Raw genomic sequence first — 18,134 nt, 5'->3', positions numbered from 1 at the left:
TGGACCTCGACACCCTGCGCGGCGAGCGCGACGGCCTCGCACTGCTCAACGGGACTCCGATCCCCGCACCGATCGCGCGCGAGGTCGCCGCCGTCGCCGACTGGTGGCGCCGGCTGGTCGTGGACCCGGTCGACGGGCATCTGCTCGACTACGGCACCCGCCAGTACCTCCCCGCCGCGCTGCGCGAGTACGTCCTGCACCGCGACCCGACCTGCCGCCGCCCCGGCTGCACGCGGAGGGCGCAGGAGATGGACCACGCGCTCCCGTTCCCCGAGGGCGCGAGCGACACGGCGAACTGCGGCGGGCTGTGCTCGCGCTGCCACCAGGTGAAGACCGCCGGGCACGCCACCATCGAGGACAGCGCACCGGACGGCTCCGGCACCTGGGTCACCCGCTGGCGCCAACGCATCCGCATCCCGGCCCAGCCGGTGCTGGAGCCACGACGACCCGACCCACCGCCCACGGTCGACGCGCCCGCCCCGCCCGGTGCCGTGCAAGCACGCCCGGACTCGGGCGAGCGGGACGGCGGCGCTCCCGGCTCCGCACCCCGCACCACCGATCCGCCGGAGCGGCCGCCCTTCTGAGGGTGACGCACGCCCGACGGGGTCGACCCGACACAAGCCCTGCCAGGCCGCGGATTCCTGAACCGCCACGCCCCCGTCCCGGCGCTGGGTTCACGTGCCGATGGTCGAGCCTCGCGGCACCGGTGACCGACGCGCGAGCGACCCTCCGACCCCGAGCACGCGCGCGCGACCAGCCGGACCGCCGATGCCGTCTGCGCACGACGGGCGGCACCGGGCGGAGCAGGTGGATCGCTACGGCCCGCGCGCTTCGGGCGGCGGGCGTGGCCCGGGTGCGGCAGGGTGTCGTCCGGCCGATGCACCCACCTCGGAGGACCCCATGGACAAGCGATCCCTCAGCCTGCTCGGCGACAGCGAGCGGATGCTGGTGCTCGAGACGGAGAAGGCCGCGCTGGCCGCTCTCGACGAGGACGGCCTGGTCGCGCTGCACACCCGCGTGCGTCGAGCCCGCGACAAGTACGTCGGGCAGTACCGGCGCGGTGCGGCCACGCGAGTCGGGTCCGCGGGCGGTCGCGGCAAGGCCCACGCCCAGAACCAGCGCGCCCGCGACCGTGCCGAGGTCTTCGAGGCCGCGCTGGCCCGGGTCAGCACGGCGCTGGGCCGCGCGGCGAGGGCGAGCGCGGCCGAGCTGAAGGCCGAGCGGCTCTCCGCGGCACGCTCGGGCGGGGCCGGGCCCGAGGCGCAGCGAACGGCGTCGGCGTCCACCGCACCGGGTCGCGGGCGTACCGCCTCGGGAAGCGCGCGGCCCGCGCCCTCGCGCGCGAAGAAGAACGCGTCCACGAAGGCGGCGGGCGCGCGTCGCCAGGCCGCCCGCGACGCGCGCGGGTGACCGGTGCGCAGGGCCGCCGAGTAGCCTGACCGGCAACTGGCGGCGGACCACGCCGTCCGGGCGGAGGGGAGCACCCGTGCTGCGTGGGGTCCTGCTGTCGATGTCGCGTTCGGAGCGGCTCAAGCAGGTGGCGTCCGAGGCGCCCCCGGCCCGGGCGATGGTCGCCCGCTTCGTCGCGGGCGAGCGCACGGAGGACGCCGTGCGCGCGAGCAGCGAGCTGGTGGACTCGGGCCGCCTCGTCACGATCGACCGGCTCGGCGAGGACGTGCTCGAGCTCGAGCAGGCCCAGGCCACCCGCGACGCGTACGTCGAGCTGCTCGACGCGCTGGGCGAGGCGGGGCTCACCGGCTCCGCGGAGGTCTCGGTCAAGCTCTCCGCCGTCGGCCAGGCGCTGCCCGGCGACGGCGAGCGGATCGCGCTCGACCACGCCCGCGCGATCTGCGAGAAGGCGGCGGCGGTCGGCTCCACGGTGACCCTCGACATGGAGGACCACACCACCACCGACTCCACGCTGGGCATCCTGCGCGAGCTGCGCCGCGACTTCCCCTGGACCGGCGCCGTTCTCCAGGCCTACCTGCGCCGCACCGAGGCCGACTGCCGCGACCTGGCGCACGAGGGCTCGCGGGTCCGGCTGTGCAAGGGCGCCTACTCCGAGCCGGAGTCGGTGGCCTACACCGACCGTGCGGACATCGACCGCGCGTACGTGCGCTGCACCAAGATCCTCATGCAGGGCTCCGGCTACCCGATGCTCGCCACCCACGACCCGCGCCTGGTGGAGATCGGCGGCGCCCTCGCCGTCCGCAACGACCGGCAGCCCGGCACGTACGAGTTCCAGATGCTCTACGGCATCCGCCCGGAGGAGCAGCTGCGCCTGGCGGCCCAGGGTGAGCGGATGCGCGTCTACGTGCCGTACGGCGACGAGTGGTACGGCTATCTCGTGCGCCGCCTCGCGGAGCGACCTGCCAACCTGGGCCTGCTCGCCCGCTCGCTGACCTCGAAGGGCTGACCCGCATGGGACTCGTCGCGATCTTCGGCGCCGGCGTCATGGGGGAGACGCTGCTCGCCGGGCTCATCCGCGCGGGCCGACGGCCCGACGAGCTCGTCGTCACCGAGCGCCGTCCGGACCGGGCGCAGGAGCTGCGCGAGCGGCACGGCGTCGCCGTGGTCGACAACGTCGAGGCCGCGGAGAAGGCCGACACCCTCGTGTTCGTCGTCAAGCCGCAGGACATGGGCGCCCTGTGCGACGAGATCGCGCCCCACGTGCGGCCCGGGGCGCTCGTGGTGTCGCTGGCGGCCGGCATCACCACCGAGTTCCTCGAGTCGCACCTGCCCGACGGGTGCCCGGTGGTGCGCGTCATGCCCAACACCCCGGCCCTCGTCGACCAGGGCATGGCCGCGATCTCGCCCGGCGCGCACTGCGACGTCGCGCACCTCGAGGAGGCGGAGTCGCTGCTGCGGGCGGTGGGCCGCGTGGTGCGCCTCGAGGAGAAGCACCTCGACGCCGTCACCGCCATCAGCGGCAGCGGGCCGGCGTACGTCTTCTACGTCGCCGAGGCGATGATCGAGGCGGGCGTGTTCCTCGGCCTGCCGCGGTCGACGGCCACCGAGCTGGTCGTGCAGACCTGCTACGGCGCCGCGACGATGCTGCGCGAGACCGGCGAGCACCCCAGCGTGCTGCGCGAGAACGTCACCTCCCCGGGCGGCACCACCGTGGCCGCCCTGCGCGAGCTCGACGACCACAAGGTCCGCGCCGCGTTCATCTCGGCCCTCGAGGCGGCCCGCGACCGCAGCGCCGCGCTGGCGACGGGCGAGTGACGAGGCGGTGACGGGACAGTCGGCGGTCGTCTGGGACGACGAGCTCGCGGCCTACGACTTCGGCCCGGGGCACCCGCTGGCGCCGATCCGGGTGCAGCTGGCCATGCGGCTCGCGCGCGACCTGGGCCTGCTGGAGGGCGACGACGTCACCGTCGTGCCGCCCGACCCGGTCGACGACGACATGCTGCGCACCGTCCACGACGCCGAGTACGTCGAGTCGGTGCGGGCGAGCTCGGCCGACCCGGCCCGGCACGACCTGCACCGCGGCCTGGGCACCGACGACGTGCCCACGTTCCGCGGCATGCACGAGGCCTCGCGCGACGTGTGCGGCGCGACGCTGGCCGCGGTCCGCGCGGTGCACGAGGGCCGCGCCCTGCACGCGCTCAACCTGGCCGGCGGCCTGCACCACGCCATGCCCGGGGCGGCGTCGGGCTTCTGCGTGTACAACGACCTCGCGCTCGGGATCCGCTGGCTGCTCGACCAGGGGGTGGAGCGCATCGCCTACGTCGACGTCGACGTGCACCACGGCGACGGCGTCCAGGCCGCCTTCTGGGACGACCCGCGCGTGCTCACCATCTCCATCCACGAGTCCGGCCGCGCGCTCTTCCCGGGCACCGGGTTCCCCATGGAGGTCGGCGGCCCGGACGCCATCGGGTACGCCGTCAACGTCGCACTGCCGCCCGGGATCCGCGACGACGGCTGGCTGCGCGCCTTCGACGGCGTGGTGCCGCCGCTGCTGCGTGAGTTCGCGCCCGAGATCCTCGTGACGCAGCAGGGCTGCGACACCCACGAGGACGACCCGCTGGCCCACCTGGCGCTGTCCGTCGACGGCCAGCGCACCACCTACCACCTGCTGCACGAGCTCGCCCACGAGGTGGCCGGCGGCCGGTGGGTGGCCACCGGTGGCGGTGGCTACTCCTGGATCGACGTGGTGCCCCGCGCCTGGGCCCACCTCGCCGGCGAGGTCGTGGGCCGACCGGTGCCGCCCGAGACCCCCGTGCCCGCCTCATGGCGCACGTTCGTCGAGGACCTCCTCAAGGTCCCCACCCCGGCGCTCATGACCGACGGCGTCGAGCCGCGCACCCGGTCGTGGGCCTCGGGCTACGACCCGGCCGACCCGGTGGACGCCGCGGTCCTGCGCACGCGCGAGGCCGTGTTCCCCTGGCACGGCCTGGCGGCCGACCCGTACCACGGGTTCTGAGCCGGCCGCGGCCGGCGGGCCGGTCACGCTGCGCAGCCGGGACGAGCAGGGGCGGCGTCTCCGCGCACCGGACGTCCCCGCAGCCCGGCGTCGCGGCCCGGTCACTCTCCGACGACGACGGCGCGGGCCCGGCTGACCCGTCCGGGTGACGGCCGGCCGGGTGGACCTGGCGCCACACCTTCCCCACACGCACCCCACGCCACTAGCCTTGCCGCCTGTAGCGGGGCACGACGTGTCGTCGCGGATCCGGTGGGGAAGCCGGGGTCCGCCACGTGCTTGCCCGAAGGACACGTGGACGATGGCAAGCAACGAGCGACCCCTGTCTGAGGTCAGGTTCCTGACCGTGGCCGAGGTGGCCACCCTCATGCGGGTCTCCAAGATGACCGTGTACCGCCTGGTGCACAACGGCGAGCTGCCCGCGATCCGGGTCGGGCGCAGCTTCCGGGTGCCCGAGCAGGCGGTGCACGACTACCTGCGCGACTCCTTCGTCGAGACCGCCTGACCGCCACGCCCGCGCCGGCCCGGGCCGGCGGCGCCCCGCACCGAGCGGGCACGCCGCCGGGCCACGTCGCCCGGCCGTGCGCGGCCGCGCTCAGAGGGCCGCGACGGCGGCCTTGACGGCCTCGGCGACCGACGTCGGCGCACGCCCGATGAGCCGCTCGAGGTCGCCGCTCGTCACGTGCAGGTCGCCCGCCCGGATCCGGGAGTCGACATCGGCGTACACGGCCGCCACCGGCTCGGGCAGGCCTGCGGCGTCCACGAGGATCCCGCGCAGGGTGTCCTCGTCCACGTCGGTGTAGGCGACGTCCTGCCCGGCCGCCTCGGACACGAGCGCGGCCAGCTCCGCCAGGGTGGGCGAGTCCCCGCCCAGCTCGTAGACGGCGCCCACGTGCCCGTCCGTGGACGCGACCACGGCCGCGGCCTCGGCGTAGTCCGCACGCGCGGCCACCGAGACGCGGCCGTCGCCGGCGGCGCCGACCACGCCGTGCTCGAGGTAGGTGGGGATCTGCGAGAGGTAGTTCTCGACGTACCAGGCGTTGCGCAGCATGGTCGAGGGCAGTCCGGACTCCCGGATCGCGTCCTCGGTGGCGCGGTGCTCCTGCGCCAGGACCATGGGGGTCTCGCTCGCTCTCGGGATGGACGTGTAGACGATCCGGCCGACCCCTGCCGCCACCGCGGCGTCGATCACGTTCCGGTGCTGCGGGACCCGCCGTCCGATCTCGCTGCCCGACACCAGCACGACCACGTCCGCCCCCGCCAGCACCCCTGCCAGGGATGCGGGCTCGTCGTAGTCGGACGCGACCACGCGCACGCCGAGGGCGGCGAGGTCGGCGATCCGCTCGACCGAGCGGCCGGTCGCGGTGATGTCCGCCGCTGGGACACCGCGCGCGAGCAGGGACTGGACGACGGAGCGACCGAACGGACCGGTGGCCCCGGTGACGACGATGGACACGTGCGCCTCCTCGAGGTGCGGCGACCCCGACGGCCGCCGCTCGGCGTGCACAACCGGCGTACGCTGATGCCACTTCCCATCGGAGAGCAGGCACCTTGAAGTGCCGTACTTACCCAGAGGTGAGCATGCAGGCCAGAGAGCCGGACGCGCCGACGGTCGACCCGTACGCCGCGAACTGCCCGAGCCGCCAGGTGCTCGACCGCATCGGTGATCGGTGGACGGTGCTGGTGGTCGGCTCCCTCGCGCACGGGCCGATGAGGTTCAGCGAGCTCGCCCGGCGCATCGAGGGCGTGAGCCAGAAGATGCTCACCCAGACCCTGCGCGGACTCGAGCGCGACGGGCTCGTGACCCGCACCGTGCACCCGGAGGTGCCGCCGCGGGTGGAGTACGGGCTCACCGACGTCGGCCGCACGCTCATCGCGCCGCTCGATGCGCTCGACGCGTGGGCCCGGCACAACCTCCCGCAGATAGAGAGGTCGCGGACCCGCTACGACCAGGCGCGCGGCTGAACGCGCTCCGTCGTGCGATCGGCGCCCGGGTCGGGGCACCGCGCCGGTGCGGGTAGGCTGTCGGCAGATTGCGGACGGAGCACATCCGGACGCCAACCCTGCAGCGTCGGATCCCGGCGCCGCGTCCGGACGAGACACACGTGAGGTCGCCCCATGGGCTCCGTCATCAAGAAGCGCCGCAAGCGCATGGCGAAGAAGAAGCACCGCAAGCTGCTCAAGAAGACGCGCATCCAGCGTCGCAACAAGAAGTAGCCCGCGCCTGCGCCGTCGCCGCTGCGACGGCGCGCGCGACCACGACCTGCCACCACGGGCGGGGACCCCACCTCGGGTCCCCGCCCGTGGTGCGTGCCTGCCCGCCACCGGCTGCCGGGTCGGCCCCCGTCGGTGCGCCGTCGTGGGGCAGGATGGGAGGAGCCGCCCGCTGTCGCCGAGGGGAGCCGCCGTGTCGCGCGTGGTCCTGGTCACGGGTGTGTCGCGCCACCTCGGCAGCCGGATGGCCTACCTGCTCTCGCACGACCCCGGCGTCGAGAAGGTCGTCGGCGTCGACATCGTGCCCCCACGCGAGGACATCGGCGGCGCCGAGTTCGTCCGCGCCGACATCCGCAACCCGATCATCGGCAAGGTGATCGCGGCCGCGGGCATCGACACCGTGGTGCACATGGGCGTCATCTCCACCCCGATCCAGGCCGGCGGCCGGGTGACGATGAAGGAGATCAACGTCATCGGCACCATGCAGCTGCTCGCGGCCTGCCAGAAGGCGCCGGGGATCTCGCGGCTCGTGGTGAAGTCGACGTCGTCGGTCTACGGCGCGGGCCCCAAGGACCCGGCCATGTTCACCGAGGACACCGAGCCGCGCAGCCAGCCCCGTTCGGGCTGGGCGAAGGACTCGGTCGAGGTGGAGGCCTACGTCCGCGGGTTCGCGCGCCGGCGCCCGGACGTCGCGGTCACCACGTTCCGGTTCGCGAACTTCCTCGGCCCTCGCGTCGAGACGCCGATGGCCTCCTACTTCGGGCTGCCCGTCGTGCCGACGGTGCTCGGCCACGACGCCCGGCTCCAGTTCGTGCACGAGGACGACGGGCTCGAGGCGATCCGGCGGGCGGCGCTGGAGGACCACCCCGGCATCTTCAACGTGGCCGGCGACGGCATTCTCATGCTCAGCCAGGCGGTGCGCCTGGCCGGCAAGGCGGTGCTGCCGGTGCCCACGCCGCTCGTGGGAGTGGTGGGCGGCTGGTTCCGCCGCGCGGGCCTGGCCGACTTCTCGCCCGAGCAGATCAAGTTCCTCACCTACGGCCGCGGCCTGGACACCTCGCGCATCCGCGACGAGATGGGGTTCGTGCCCACCTACACCACGCGCGACGCGTTCGTGGAGTTCGTGCACGAGCGCGGCCTCGACGCGGCGCTGCCCAAGCACCGGGCCGAGGCGATCGAGCGCGGCCTCGCGCACGCGCTCGGCTCGTCCACCCTGTCCGAGGCGCGGCTGTCCGCGCGGCTGCGGGAGGAGGCACCGGGTCGTGCCTGACGCCACGGTGATCCCGATCGGCGGCGACGACGGCCGCAAGGCCGCGTCCCGCGCCGCCCGCGCCGCGGGCAGCACCGGCCCCCGCGCGCGCCGCCCCGCGCCGCCGGCCGACGACGCCGGCTACGCCCAGCCCGAGCCCGACGAGCGCGACGCCGGCGAGCGGCCGGACGAGCACGACGTCGACGGCGCCCCCGGGCGGATCGACGCCACGCTCGCGGACTGGCTGGACTTCCTGCGCCGGCGCATCACCGGCGACTACGTCGTCGACGACTTCGGCTTCGACGAGGAGCTGACCGACCGCGTGCTGCTGGCCCCGCTGCGGCCCCTCTACGAGCGGTGGTTCCGGGTCGAGACCCGCGGCATCGAGAACGTGCCCAGCGAGGGCGGCGCGCTCGTCGTCGCGAACCACTCCGGCACCATCGCGCTCGACGCCGTCATGACGCAGGTGGCCCTGCACGACCACCACCCGGCCCACCGCAACCTGCGGATGCTCGGCGCCAACCTGGTGTTCCAGACGCCGTTCCTCGGCGAGGTGGCCCGCAAGTCCGGCCACACGCTGGCCTGCAACCCCGACGCCGAGCTGCTGCTGTCCAGCGGCGAGGTCGTCGGCGTCTGGCCCGAGGGGTTCAAGGGCATCGGCAAGCCCTACAGCGAGCGCTACAAGCTCCAGCGGTTCGGCCGCGGCGGCTTCGTGGCGACGGCGCTGCGCACGCGGACGCCGATCATCCCGTGCGCGGTGGTGGGTGCCGAGGAGATCTACCCGATCCTCGGCAACGCCCGGACCCTGGCCCGGCTGTTCAACCTGCCCTACTTCCCGGTGACGCCGACCTTCCCGTGGCTCGGCCCGCTCGGCCTGGTGCCGCTGCCGAGCAAGTGGATCATCGAGTTCGGCGAGCCGATCATGACCGACCAGTTCCCCGAGGGTGCCGCCGACGACCCGATGCTCGTCTTCAACATCACCGACCAGGTGCGCGAGACGATCCAGCAGACGCTCTACCGGCTGCTGGTCTCGCGGCGCTCGGTGTTCCGCTGAGCGCACCCCGGTCGCACCCGCCGTCGCCGTGCCGGCCGGTGTCGCCGGCCGCGGCTACGGTCGATGCGTGAACCCTCGCATCTCCGTCTACATCGCCGCGAGCCTCGACGGCTTCATCGCCCGTCCCGACGGCGACCTCGACTGGCTGCACGCCGCGGCGGCCGAGGGCGAGGACTACGGCTACGACGAGTTCCTGGCCGGCATCGACCTCGTCGCCATGGGGCGCGGCACCTACGACCACATCGCCGGCATCGACCCCGTGCCGTACGGCGGCCGCCCGGTCGAGGTCTTCACCTCGCGCCCGCCCGCGCCGCGCGAGGGCGTCGCGTTCGTGGCGCAGCCGGCGTCGGACGCCGTGGCCCGCTGGACGGTGCAGGGCGTGCGGAACGTCTACGTCGACGGCGGCGAGCTGATCCGGCAGTTCCTCGCGATCGGCGCGGTCGACGACCTCGTGGTCACGGTCGTGCCGCTGATCCTCGGCGAGGGGCTGGCGCTGTTCCCGCCGTCCGGCGTCGAGACGCCCCTGCGACTCACGGGCACGCAGAGCTGGCCGAGCGGCATGGTGCAGCTGCGCTACGCCGTCGCCCGGCCCGCGGCGGGCTCCTGACCGAGGTCGCGCCGCCGGCGGGTGGCTAGCGGCGGGACGCGCGGGCGGCGCCGATGCCCAGGCCGATGCCGATGCCGAGCCCGGCGGCCGCGGCGACGCCGGCGGGCACGTAGTAGCGCGCGTTCATCCGGGCGCGGCGGTAGTCGTGGATCTCCCAGCCGACGGCCCGCGCGTGCTTGCGCAGGGCGCCGTCCGGGTTCACCGCCACCGCGCGGCCGACGATCGAGAGCATCGGCACGTCGTTGGCGGAGTCGGAGTACGCCGTGCAGCGCACCAGGTCGAGCCCCTCGCGCTCGGCCAGGGCGCGCACGGCCTCGGCCTTCGCCTTGCCGTGCAGCGGCGCGCCGACCAGCCGCCCGGTGTAGACGCCGTCCTCGATCTCGCTGACCGTGCCCAGCGCCCCGGTGAGGCCGAGGCGCTCGGCGATGATCGAGGCGAGCTCGACCGGGGTGGCCGTCACCAGCCACACGCGCTGCCCGCGGTCGAGATGGCCGTGCGCCAGGGCGAGCGTGCCGGGCCACAGCTTGCGGGCCATCAGCTCGTCGAAGATCTCCTCGCCGAGCGAGACGACGTCGTCCACGCGCTTGCCCTGCACGAAGGCCAGCGCCGCCTCGGTGGCCGACGCCATGTCCTCGAGGTCCTCGGCGCCGTTCACCACGAACTTGGCCTGCTTGAGGGCGAAGTCGCCGACCTCGCGCATCGTGAAGAAGTTGCGCCGGGCCAGGCCGCGAGCGAGGTGGAAGATGCTCGCCCCGCGCATGACGGTGTTGTCGACGTCGAAGAAGGCCGCACCGGTGAGGTCCGGCTCCACCAGGCGGGTGGGGGCGACCGACGCGGCGGCGGCCGCGGCCTCGCCGGCCACCTGCGAGGCGTGCACCAGGTCGTGGCGTCGCGACGCGTTCATGCCCGGGAGCCTAGCCAGGGTGCCGTGTGCCACGATCGTCGCGTGACCCCGTCGGACGCCACGAACGTCGCCGACCTGCTGCGCGAGACCGCCGCGCAGCGGCCGGACGCGGTGGCGTTCCTCGACCTCGCCACCGGCGTCGAGACCACCTGGGCCACCCTCGACACCTCCGTGGACGCCACCGCGGCCGGGCTGCGCCGCCACGGCCTCGAGCCCGGCGACCGGGTCGCCCTGCTGCTCGGCAACCGCATCGAGTTCGTGGCGATGTACCTGGCCACGCTGCGGGCGGGCATGGTCTCCGTGCCGCTCAACACCGGCTACACGGCGGCGGAGGTGGAGGACCTGCTGGCCCGGTCCGGGGCGCGGCTGGTGGTGGCGGAGGAGGCCACGGAGGCGGTCGCCGCCGCGGCCACGGCCTCCCTCGACACCGAGCTCGTGGTGGTGGGCGACCCGGCGTACACCGGGATCGAGCGCGCCGGCCACCGCGCCGACGCCCCCCGGCCGGACGCCGAGGCCTTCGACCCGGAGTCCCTGGCGGTGCTGCTGTTCACCTCGGGCACCAGCGGCCCGAGCCGCGGCGCGATGCTCACCCACCGGGCGCTGCTGGCCAACGTCGCGCAGACGCTTCGCCTGGAGCCGCCGCCGCTGCAGGACGACGACGTCGTGCTGGTGGTGCTGCCGCTGTTCCACATCTACGGCCTCAACGCCGTCCTCGGCGTGGCCCTGGCCAGCGGCGCCCGCTGCGTGCTGCTGCCCCGGTTCTCGCCACTCCCCGCGCTCGAGGTGGTGGAGGCGCACGGCGTCACCAACGTGCCCGCGGCGCCCCCGGTGTTCGTCGCCTGGTCCTCCGTGCCGGACCTCGACCACCGGCTCGCCGGTGTCCGCACCCTGATCTCCGGCGCGGCGCCGCTGGCACCCGCGGTGCTCGACGCGTTCGTCGAGCACGCCGGTCGGCCGGTGTGGGAGGGCTACGGCCTCACCGAGGCCGCCCCGGTCGTCACCAGCACCCTGGTGGGGCACCGGCCCAAGCCCGGCTCGATCGGCGCCCCCCTGCCCGGCATCGAGGTGCGCCTCGTCGACGAGGACGGCAGCGACGCGGACGAGGACGACCCGGGCGAGATCTGGGTGCGCGGGGCCAACCTGTTCTCGGGCTACTGGCCCGACGGCGCGGGCGGCCCGGACGCCGAGGGCTGGTACGCCACCGGCGACGTCGCCTACCGCGACGCGGACGGCGACCTGCACCTGGTGGACCGGCGCCGCGACCTCGTGCTCGTGTCCGGCTTCAACGTCTACCCGTTCGAGGTGGAGACGGTCATCGCCTCCAACCCGGACGTCGCCGAGGTGGCCGTCGTCGGCGTCCCGCACGAGCAGACCGGCGAGACGGTGAAGGCGTACGTCGTGCCCGTGGCCGGCCGCACCGTCACGCGCGAGCAGGTGGCCGCGCTGTGCGAGTCGCGGCTGGCCCGGTTCAAGTGCCCCACGGTGATCGAGATCGTGGAGTCGCTGCCGCACTCGGCCACCGGCAAGATCGCCCGCGCGCGGCTGCGCGAGTCCGGCGCATGAGCGCGGACCCCGCCGGTCCCCGGGTCACGCTGGTCGGCAAGCCCGGCTGCCACCTGTGCGACCAGGCGCGCGAGGTCATCGAGTCCGTGTGCGCGCAGACCGGCGAGTCGTTCGACGAGGTGTCGATCCTCGACGACCCGGAGCTGGCGGACCTCTACTGGGAGCAGATCCCGGTGACCCTCGTCGACGGCGTCCAGCACGACTTCTGGCGGGTCGACCCGGCCCGGCTGCGGGCCGCGCTGGCCCGCCCCAGGCCCGCCGGGGCCTGACTCCTCCGCCCGGGGCGTCCGGGTCCGGCTGGGCTCCGGCCGCCGCGCAGGCTACGGTTGCGTAACCTCACGACCGGGAGCCCTCATGACCGCAGTCGACGACCGTCCGTCCGCCGACCTCGTCCGCGAGCTCGAGCCGGTGGCCGCGCGCGAGCTCGAGCGCCACCTCGCGATGGCCAAGGAGTGGTTCCCGCACCAGTACGTGCCCTGGAGCCAGGGCACCGACTTCGACGGCGAGTACGGCGGCGAGGCCTGGGCCGAGGAGCAGTCGCCGGTCGACGGCGTCGCGCGGACGGCGCTGGTCGTCAACCTGCTCACCGAGGACAACCTGCCGAGCTACCACCGTGCGCTGTCCGACGTCGTCGGCCGCGACAGCGCGTGGGGCGAGTGGGTGCACCGCTGGACCGCCGAGGAGGCCCGGCACGGCACCGCGATGCGCGACTACCTCACCGTGACCCGCTCGGTCGACCCGGTCGCCCTCGAGCGCGAGCGCATGGACCACATGGGCCGCGGGTTCGCCAGCGACCACGAGCGCACGATGCTCACGACGATGTCCTACGTGTCGTTCCAGGAGCTCGCCACGCGGATCTCGCACCGCAACACGGGGCGGCACACCGACGACGCCGGCTGCGACCGCCTGCTCGCGCGCATCGCCGCGGACGAGAACCTCCACATGCTCTTCTACCGCAACGTCATGGCCGCGGCGTTCGAGATCGACCCGGACGCCTCGATGGAGGCCGTGCTCGAGGTCGCGGAGAACTTCGCGATGCCGGGCAACGGCGTCGAGGGCTTCACCCGCCGCTCCCTCACGATCGCGCTCGCCGGCATCTACGACCTGCGCATCCACCACGACGAGGTGCTCTCGCCCGTGCTGCGGGCCTGGAACGTGTGGGACCGCACCGACCTCGGGTCGGCCGGCGAGGCCGCCCGCGAGCGGCTCGCCGCGTTCATGGCCGGCCTGGACTCCGCGGCGTCGCGGTTCGAGGACAAGCGCGCCGCCCGCGCGCAGCGCATCGCCCAGGGCTGAGACGCCCCGCGCGCCGACCCGCTCCGGCGACCCGCTGTGACGTGATCGCAGCCCCCTGACCTGCGACGACGCCGTCGCCGCAGGTCGTCCCGTCGTGCACCGGGGGTCAGAATGTGTGACGCCGGTCACACCGGATCCGTCCACATGCTGGTACGACGTCCGGTCCTGACTTTGTGCGCTCGTTCACAACTACCTACGCTGACGGGACCCGCCACGACCGATCCGGGGTGACCTCAGTGCCGCTGTCTCGCGCGTCCGACGCGTCGAGGCGTGGCATACCGGAGGCCACCGTCGCCCGGCTCCCGATCTACCACCGCGTGCTGAGCCAGCTCGCCGAGGTCGGCGTGGCCACGGTGTCGAGCGAGGAGCTGGCCGCGGCCAGCGGGGTCACGAGCGCGAAGCTGCGCAAGGACCTCTCGCACCTCGGCTCCTACGGCACCCGCGGCGTCGGCTACGACACCGAGTACCTCGTCTACCAGATCGCCCGCGAGCTCGGCCTGAGCCAGGACTGGCGCGTGGTCATCGTCGGCGTCGGCAACCTCGGCCACGCATTGGCCAACTACGGCGGGTTCGCCACCCGCGGCTTCCGCGTCGTCGGTCTCGTTGACGCCGACCCCGCGCGCGTGGGCGAGCGCATCACGGTCGGCACCGACGGCACCGAGCTCGAGGTGCGCGCGGTGGCCGACCTCGAGGCGGTCGTCGCCGACGGCGCGGCCAGCATCGGCGTCATCGCGACCCCGGCCTCGGCGGCGCAGGAGGTCTGCGACCGGCTCGTGGCGGCCGGCGTCACGAGCATCCTCAACTTCGCGCCGGCCGTGCTGAGCACGCCGGACGGCGTCGACCTGCGCAAGGTCGACCTCGCCACGGAGCTGCAGATCCTGGCGTTCCACGAGCAGCGCAAGCACGCGGAGGCCCAGGCATGACGCTGCTCGTGGTCGGCGTCAGCCACCGCACCGCCCCGGTGTCGCTCCTCGACCGGCTCGCGCTCGTGCCCGAGGCCACCGCGCGGCTCCAGGTGGAGCTGCTCGCCTCGCCGCACGTCGCCGAGTCGCTGGTGCTCTCCACCTGCAACCGGGTCGAGATCTACACCGACGTCAGCAAGTTCCACGGCGGGGTGGTCGACGTCACCGAGACCCTGGCCAAGGCCACCGGCGTGACCCGCGAGGAGCTCACGCCGCACCTCTACGTCCGCTACGAGGACCGCGCGGTGCAGCACATGTTCGAGGTCGCCGCCGGCCTGGACTCCATGGTGGTGGGCGAGCAGCAGATCATCGGCCAGGTGCGCGACGCGCTGCGCGCCGCGCAGGAGGGCGCCACCGCCGGGCGCAGCATCAACGACCTCGCCCAGGCCGCCCTGCGGGTGGGCAAGCGGGTGCACCACGAGACCGGGATCGACCGCGCCGGCGCCTCGATCGTCAGCGTCGCGCTCACGCTCGCCGCGGAGCGGCTCGGCGGGCTCGAGGGCCGCCGGGCGCTCGTCGTGGGCGCCGGCGCGATGAGCTCGCTGGCGGCGGTGTCGCTGCTGCGGGCCGGGGTCACCGACGTCGTGGTCGCCAACCGCACGCACGCCCGGGGCGTGCGGCTCGCCGAGCAGGTCGGCGGCACCGCGATCGAGCTGGCCACCCTGGGCGACCACCTCGCCCAGGCCGACGTCGTCGTCTCGTGCACCGGGTCCACCGGCCTCGTGCTCACCACTGACGACCTGCGTGCCGCGCGCGGTGACGCCGGGCACCCGCTCGTGGTGCTCGACCTCGCCCTGCCGCACGACACCGAGGAGACGATCGGCACGCTGCCCGGGGTCACCCGGGTCGACCTCGCCGCGCTGGCCGACCTCCCTGGCGCCAGCGCCCCGGAGCGCGACGTGGAGCTCGCCCGCGGCATCGTCGCCGAGGAGGTCCGCGCGCAGCTCGCGGTGATCGCCGCGCAGCGGGTCGAGCCCATCGTGGTGTCGCTGCGGGCCCGCGCCGACGAGGTGGTGGACGCCGAGCTGCGTCGCCTGCGCGTGCGGCTGCCCGGCCTCGACGACGCGGCGGCCGACGAGGTGGCGCGCGCGCTGCGGCGGGCCGTCTCCACCCTCATGCACACGCCCACCGTGCGGATGAAGGAGCTCGCCGGCGACCCCGACGGCGCCCGCTACGCCACGGCCCTGCACCGCCTCTTCGACCTCGACCCGGCCGCGGTCGAGGCGCTCACGGCGGCCGACGACGCCACGGCCCCCGGCGGCGTGCCCGGCGCCGGCGACCCTGGCTACGACCAGCTGCTCGGCGGCGCGTCGTGACGGCGGTGCGCGTGGCCACCCGGTCCAGCCTGCTGGCGCGCACGCAGTCCGCCCTGGTCGCCGACGCTCTCGCCGCCCGCATGGGCTCCCCGGTCGAGCTCGTCCCGGTCACGTCCCAGGGCGACGCCGACCGCAGCACCCCGCTGGCGGCGTTCGGCGGGGTCGGCGTGTTCGTCGCCGCCGTGCGCCAGGCGGTGCTGCGCGGCGACGCCGACGTCGCCGTCCACTCGCTCAAGGACCTCCCCACGGGCACCGCCCCCGGCCTCGTGCTCGCCGCCGTGCCCGTCCGCGAGGACCCCCGCGACGTCCTCGTGGCGCGCGACGGCGCCACGCTCGACCGGCTGCGCCCGGGTGCCCGCGTGGGCACCGGCTCGCCGCGCCGCGCCGCCCAGCTGCTCGCCCGCCGGCCCGACCTCGACGTGGTCGGGCTGCGCGGCAACGTCGACACCCGGCTGCGCGCCGTGTCCGAGGGCGACCTCGACGCGGTGGTGCTCGCGCGGGCGGGCCTGGCCCGCCTCGGCCGGCTCGACGCGGTCACCGAGGTGCTCGGGACCGAGGTCATGCTGCCCGCCCCCGGACAGGGGGCGCTGGCGGTCGAGTGCCGCGACGTCGACGTCGACGCCGCGCTGCTCGCCGCGCTCCGCTCGCTCGACGACCCCGCCACGCGCGCGGCCGTCACGGCGGAGCGCTCGCTCCTCGCCACCCTCGAGGCCGGTTGCTCGGCGCCCGTCGGGGCGCACGCGACCGTCTCCGAGGAGGGCGGGGCGCTGCTCGTGCACCTGACCGGGTCCGTCGTCAGCTCGGACGGCGGGTCCCAGGTGCGGTCGTCCGTCACCGGCGCGGCCGACGACGCGGAGGCCGTGGGACGCCAGCTCGCCCACGACCTCCTCGCCGCCGGCGCGCCCGGTCTCCAGCCCGTGAGGGGAAGCGCATCATGAGCGCCGTCATCGCACGAACCCGTAAGAAGCCGGTCGGCACCGTCTCGTTCGTCGCCGCTGGCCCCGGCGACCCCGACCTCGTCACGCTGCGCGCGGCCCAGCTGCTGCGCGAGGCCGACGTCGTGGTCGCCGACGCCGACGTCGTCGGGCTCGCGGGCTCGTTCGCCTCGCCCGACGCCGAGGTCGTGGCCGCCGTCGACGACGACGGCCTGCCCCTGCCGCACCCGGCCCGCGCCAAGGTCGTGGCCGACGCCGCCAAGGCCGGATCGGCCGTGGTGCGCCTGTTCTCCGGCGACCCGCTCCTCGACGGCGCCCTGCAGACCGAGGCCGCGGCGCTGGCCCGCACCAAGGTGCCCTTCGACATCGCCCCCGGCGTGTCCACCCTGACCGCGATCCCGGCCTACGCCGGCATCGGCCTGCTCGGCGGCAAGGCGCGCGAGATCCGGGTGGTGGACGCCGACGACCCCGGCGTCGAGTGGGCCGCGCACGTCGACCCCCGGGTGACCCTGGTGGTCACCAACGGCGCCGACCGCGCGGTCGACATCGCCCGCGCCCTCGTCGAGGCCGGCCGCCCGCCCGCGACGCCGGTGGCCGTCACCCGCGGCGGCACCACGGTCGAGCAGCGCACCGTCGCCTCCACCCTGGCCGACCTCGCCGGCGCGGTGAAGGCGGCCAAGCAGGCCGGCCCGGGCATCGTCGTCATCGGCGAGACCGTGGGCCAGCGCGACAAGCTCTCCTGGTTCGAGACCAAGCCGCTCTTCGGCTGGCGGGTGCTGGTGCCGCGCACCAAGGAGCAGGCGGGCGCGCTCTCCGAGCAGCTCTCCCGCTACGGCGCCGTCGGCGTCGAGGTGCCCACCATCTCGGTGGAGCCGCCGCGCACGCCGCAGCAGATGGAGCGCGCGATCACCGGCCTGGTGTCCGGTCGGTTCCAGTGGGTCGCGTTCACCAGCGTCAACGCCGTCCGCGCGGTGCGGGAGAAGTTCGACGAGTACGGCCTCGACGCCCGCGCGTTCGCCGGGCTCAAGGTGGCCGCCGTCGGCGAGCAGACCGCCAAGGCGCTCACCGCGTTCGGCGTGCGGCCCGACCTCGTCCCCAGCGGCGAGCAGAGCAGCGCGGGGCTGCTCGAGGACTTCCCCGAGTTCGACCCCGTGTTCGACCCCATCAACCGGGTGTTCCTCCCGCGCGCCGACATCGCCACCGACACCCTCGTGGCCGGCCTCGTGGAGCTCGGCTGGGAGGTGGAGGACGTCACCGCCTACCGCACGGTGCGGGCCGCGCCGCCGGCCGCGGAGACGCGCGAGGCGATCAAGACCGGCGGGTTCGACGCCGTGCTCTTCACGTCGTCGAGCACCGTGCGCAACCTCGTCGGCATCGCCGGCAAGCCGCACGCCACCACCGTCGTCGCCTGCATCGGCCCGGCCACGGCCAAGACGGCGGAGGAGCACGGCCTGCGGGTCGACGTCCTCGCCGAGACGCCCTCGGTGGCCGCGCTCGCCGAGGCGCTCGCCGCCCACGGCGACGCGCTGCGCCTGGCCGCGGCCGAGGCGGGGGAGTCCACGTGGCGCCCGAGCAAGCGCCGCGGAGGCGCCCGGCGCAAGGCGACCTGAG

General features: G+C 74.9%; 20 protein-coding genes. 18 read left to right on the top strand and 2 right to left on the bottom strand.

Annotated elements, in window-relative coordinates; translation table 11 throughout:
* The 6 genes from GC157_15995 to GC157_15970 form a co-directional block, all read left to right on the top strand.
* Nucleotides 1–584 (top strand): hypothetical protein (locus GC157_15995; protein ID MBI1378960.1); only part of this gene is annotated, 584 nt, incomplete at its 5' end.
* 316 nt (nucleotides 585–900) lie between these two features.
* Nucleotides 901–1,410 carry a hypothetical protein gene (locus GC157_15990; GenBank protein ID MBI1378959.1) on the top strand — a complete coding sequence of 170 codons (510 nt, stop codon included), beginning with the start codon at nucleotides 901–903 and terminating at the stop codon, nucleotides 1,408–1,410.
* Nucleotides 1,411–1,486: 76 nt separating this feature from the next.
* A complete protein-coding gene (locus tag GC157_15985; protein MBI1378958.1) occupies nucleotides 1,487–2,416 on the top strand; it encodes a proline dehydrogenase in 930 nt (309 codons plus the stop codon).
* A 5-nt stretch (nucleotides 2,417–2,421) separates the two neighbouring features.
* On the top strand, nucleotides 2,422–3,225 hold the full coding sequence (locus GC157_15980) for a pyrroline-5-carboxylate reductase (protein MBI1378957.1): 804 nt from the start codon (nucleotides 2,422–2,424) through the stop codon (nucleotides 3,223–3,225).
* A gap of 7 nt (nucleotides 3,226–3,232) precedes the next feature.
* Complete coding sequence (locus GC157_15975) at nucleotides 3,233–4,426, top strand: acetoin utilization protein AcuC (GenBank protein MBI1378956.1); 1,194 nt, start codon at nucleotides 3,233–3,235, stop codon at nucleotides 4,424–4,426.
* 298 nt (nucleotides 4,427–4,724) lie between these two features.
* Nucleotides 4,725–4,928: a helix-turn-helix domain-containing protein gene (locus GC157_15970; protein ID MBI1378955.1), complete on the top strand. Its 204-nt coding sequence runs from the start codon at nucleotides 4,725–4,727 to the stop codon at nucleotides 4,926–4,928.
* Nucleotides 4,929–5,018: 90 nt separating this feature from the next.
* Here GC157_15970 and GC157_15965 read toward each other — a convergent pair whose 3' ends face one another.
* Complete coding sequence (locus GC157_15965) at nucleotides 5,019–5,879, bottom strand: NAD(P)H-binding protein (GenBank protein MBI1378954.1); 861 nt, start codon at nucleotides 5,877–5,879, stop codon at nucleotides 5,019–5,021.
* A gap of 125 nt (nucleotides 5,880–6,004) precedes the next feature.
* Between GC157_15965 and GC157_15960 the strand changes: the two genes are divergently transcribed.
* From GC157_15960 to GC157_15940, 5 genes are all read left to right on the top strand, one after another.
* Nucleotides 6,005–6,388 carry a MarR family transcriptional regulator gene (locus GC157_15960; protein ID MBI1378953.1) on the top strand — a complete coding sequence of 128 codons (384 nt, stop codon included), beginning with the start codon at nucleotides 6,005–6,007 and terminating at the stop codon, nucleotides 6,386–6,388.
* A gap of 153 nt (nucleotides 6,389–6,541) precedes the next feature.
* Nucleotides 6,542–6,640 carry an AURKAIP1/COX24 domain-containing protein gene (locus tag GC157_15955; protein MBI1378952.1) on the top strand — a complete coding sequence of 33 codons (99 nt, stop codon included), beginning with the start codon at nucleotides 6,542–6,544 and terminating at the stop codon, nucleotides 6,638–6,640.
* A gap of 190 nt (nucleotides 6,641–6,830) precedes the next feature.
* Entirely contained in the window at nucleotides 6,831–7,907 is a 1,077-nt protein-coding gene (locus tag GC157_15950) for an NAD-dependent epimerase/dehydratase family protein (protein ID MBI1378951.1), read from the top strand.
* The gene (locus GC157_15945) at nucleotides 7,900–8,940 is read left to right on the top strand and encodes a glycerol acyltransferase (protein MBI1378950.1); all 1,041 of its coding nucleotides are present in this window, start codon (nucleotides 7,900–7,902) and stop codon (nucleotides 8,938–8,940) included. The genes GC157_15950 and GC157_15945 overlap by 8 nt, the downstream gene beginning before the upstream one ends.
* A 67-nt stretch (nucleotides 8,941–9,007) precedes the next feature.
* Complete coding sequence (locus tag GC157_15940) at nucleotides 9,008–9,547, top strand: dihydrofolate reductase (GenBank protein ID MBI1378949.1); 540 nt, start codon at nucleotides 9,008–9,010, stop codon at nucleotides 9,545–9,547.
* A gap of 25 nt (nucleotides 9,548–9,572) precedes the next feature.
* Here GC157_15940 and GC157_15935 read toward each other — a convergent pair whose 3' ends face one another.
* On the bottom strand, nucleotides 9,573–10,451 hold the full coding sequence (locus tag GC157_15935) for an HAD-IB family hydrolase (protein MBI1378948.1): 879 nt from the start codon (nucleotides 10,449–10,451) through the stop codon (nucleotides 9,573–9,575).
* A gap of 42 nt (nucleotides 10,452–10,493) precedes the next feature.
* Here GC157_15935 and GC157_15930 point away from each other — a divergent pair, with 42 nt between their 5' ends.
* The 7 genes from GC157_15930 (at nucleotide 10,494) to GC157_15900 (ending at nucleotide 18,133) form a co-directional block, all read left to right on the top strand.
* On the top strand, nucleotides 10,494–12,014 hold the full coding sequence (locus tag GC157_15930; GenBank protein ID MBI1378947.1) for an AMP-binding protein: 1,521 nt from the start codon (nucleotides 10,494–10,496) through the stop codon (nucleotides 12,012–12,014).
* Nucleotides 12,011–12,283 (top strand): glutaredoxin family protein, encoded by a 273-nt coding sequence (locus GC157_15925; GenBank protein ID MBI1378946.1) that lies wholly within the window; start codon nucleotides 12,011–12,013, stop codon nucleotides 12,281–12,283. Before GC157_15930 ends, GC157_15925 begins: the two co-directional genes overlap by 4 nt.
* An 85-nt stretch (nucleotides 12,284–12,368) precedes the next feature.
* Nucleotides 12,369–13,310: an acyl-ACP desaturase gene (locus GC157_15920; protein ID MBI1378945.1), complete on the top strand. Its 942-nt coding sequence runs from the start codon at nucleotides 12,369–12,371 to the stop codon at nucleotides 13,308–13,310.
* Between the two features lie 236 nt (nucleotides 13,311–13,546).
* Nucleotides 13,547–14,233, top strand: a complete 687-nt coding sequence (locus GC157_15915) for a redox-sensing transcriptional repressor Rex (protein ID MBI1378944.1) — start codon at nucleotides 13,547–13,549, stop codon at nucleotides 14,231–14,233.
* Nucleotides 14,230–15,588 (top strand): glutamyl-tRNA reductase, encoded by a 1,359-nt coding sequence (locus GC157_15910; protein MBI1378943.1) that lies wholly within the window; start codon nucleotides 14,230–14,232, stop codon nucleotides 15,586–15,588. The genes GC157_15915 and GC157_15910 overlap by 4 nt, the downstream gene beginning before the upstream one ends.
* Nucleotides 15,585–16,526, top strand: a complete 942-nt coding sequence (gene hemC, locus GC157_15905) for a hydroxymethylbilane synthase (GenBank protein MBI1378942.1) — start codon at nucleotides 15,585–15,587, stop codon at nucleotides 16,524–16,526. The genes GC157_15910 and hemC overlap by 4 nt, the downstream gene beginning before the upstream one ends.
* Nucleotides 16,523–18,133: a bifunctional uroporphyrinogen-III C-methyltransferase/uroporphyrinogen-III synthase gene (locus tag GC157_15900; protein MBI1378941.1), complete on the top strand. Its 1,611-nt coding sequence runs from the start codon at nucleotides 16,523–16,525 to the stop codon at nucleotides 18,131–18,133. Before hemC ends, GC157_15900 begins: the two co-directional genes overlap by 4 nt.
* Nucleotide 18,134 lies beyond the last annotated feature (1 nt).

The sequence above is a fragment of the Frankiales bacterium genome (genome assembly GCA_016125335.1).
Taxonomy (GTDB): domain Bacteria; phylum Actinomycetota; class Actinomycetes; order S36-B12; family CAIYMF01; genus Longivirga.
Note: the sequence above shows the minus strand (reverse complement) of the source record. Positions and strands in the feature narration are given on the sequence as shown.

Bases quoted from the DNA above. Each gene is read 5' to 3' on its own strand.
- GC157_15990 (MBI1378959.1), top strand. From the start codon at position 901: ATGGACAAGCGATCCCTCAGCCTGCTCGGCGACAGCGAGCGGATGCTG.
- GC157_15955 (MBI1378952.1), top strand. From the start codon at position 6,542: ATGGGCTCCGTCATCAAGAAGCGCCGCAAGCGCATGGCGAAGAAGAAG.
- GC157_15920 (MBI1378945.1), top strand. From the start codon at position 12,369: ATGACCGCAGTCGACGACCGTCCGTCCGCCGACCTCGTCCGCGAGCTC.
- GC157_15910 (MBI1378943.1), top strand. From the start codon at position 14,230: ATGACGCTGCTCGTGGTCGGCGTCAGCCACCGCACCGCCCCGGTGTCG.
- GC157_15970 (MBI1378955.1), top strand. From the start codon at position 4,725: ATGGCAAGCAACGAGCGACCCCTGTCTGAGGTCAGGTTCCTGACCGTG.
- GC157_15900 (MBI1378941.1), top strand. From the start codon at position 16,523: ATGAGCGCCGTCATCGCACGAACCCGTAAGAAGCCGGTCGGCACCGTC.
- GC157_15960 (MBI1378953.1), top strand. From the start codon at position 6,005: ATGCAGGCCAGAGAGCCGGACGCGCCGACGGTCGACCCGTACGCCGCG.
- GC157_15935 (MBI1378948.1), bottom strand. From the start codon at position 10,451: ATGAACGCGTCGCGACGCCACGACCTGGTGCACGCCTCGCAGGTGGCC.
- GC157_15925 (MBI1378946.1), top strand. From the start codon at position 12,011: ATGAGCGCGGACCCCGCCGGTCCCCGGGTCACGCTGGTCGGCAAGCCC.
- GC157_15980 (MBI1378957.1), top strand. From the start codon at position 2,422: ATGGGACTCGTCGCGATCTTCGGCGCCGGCGTCATGGGGGAGACGCTG.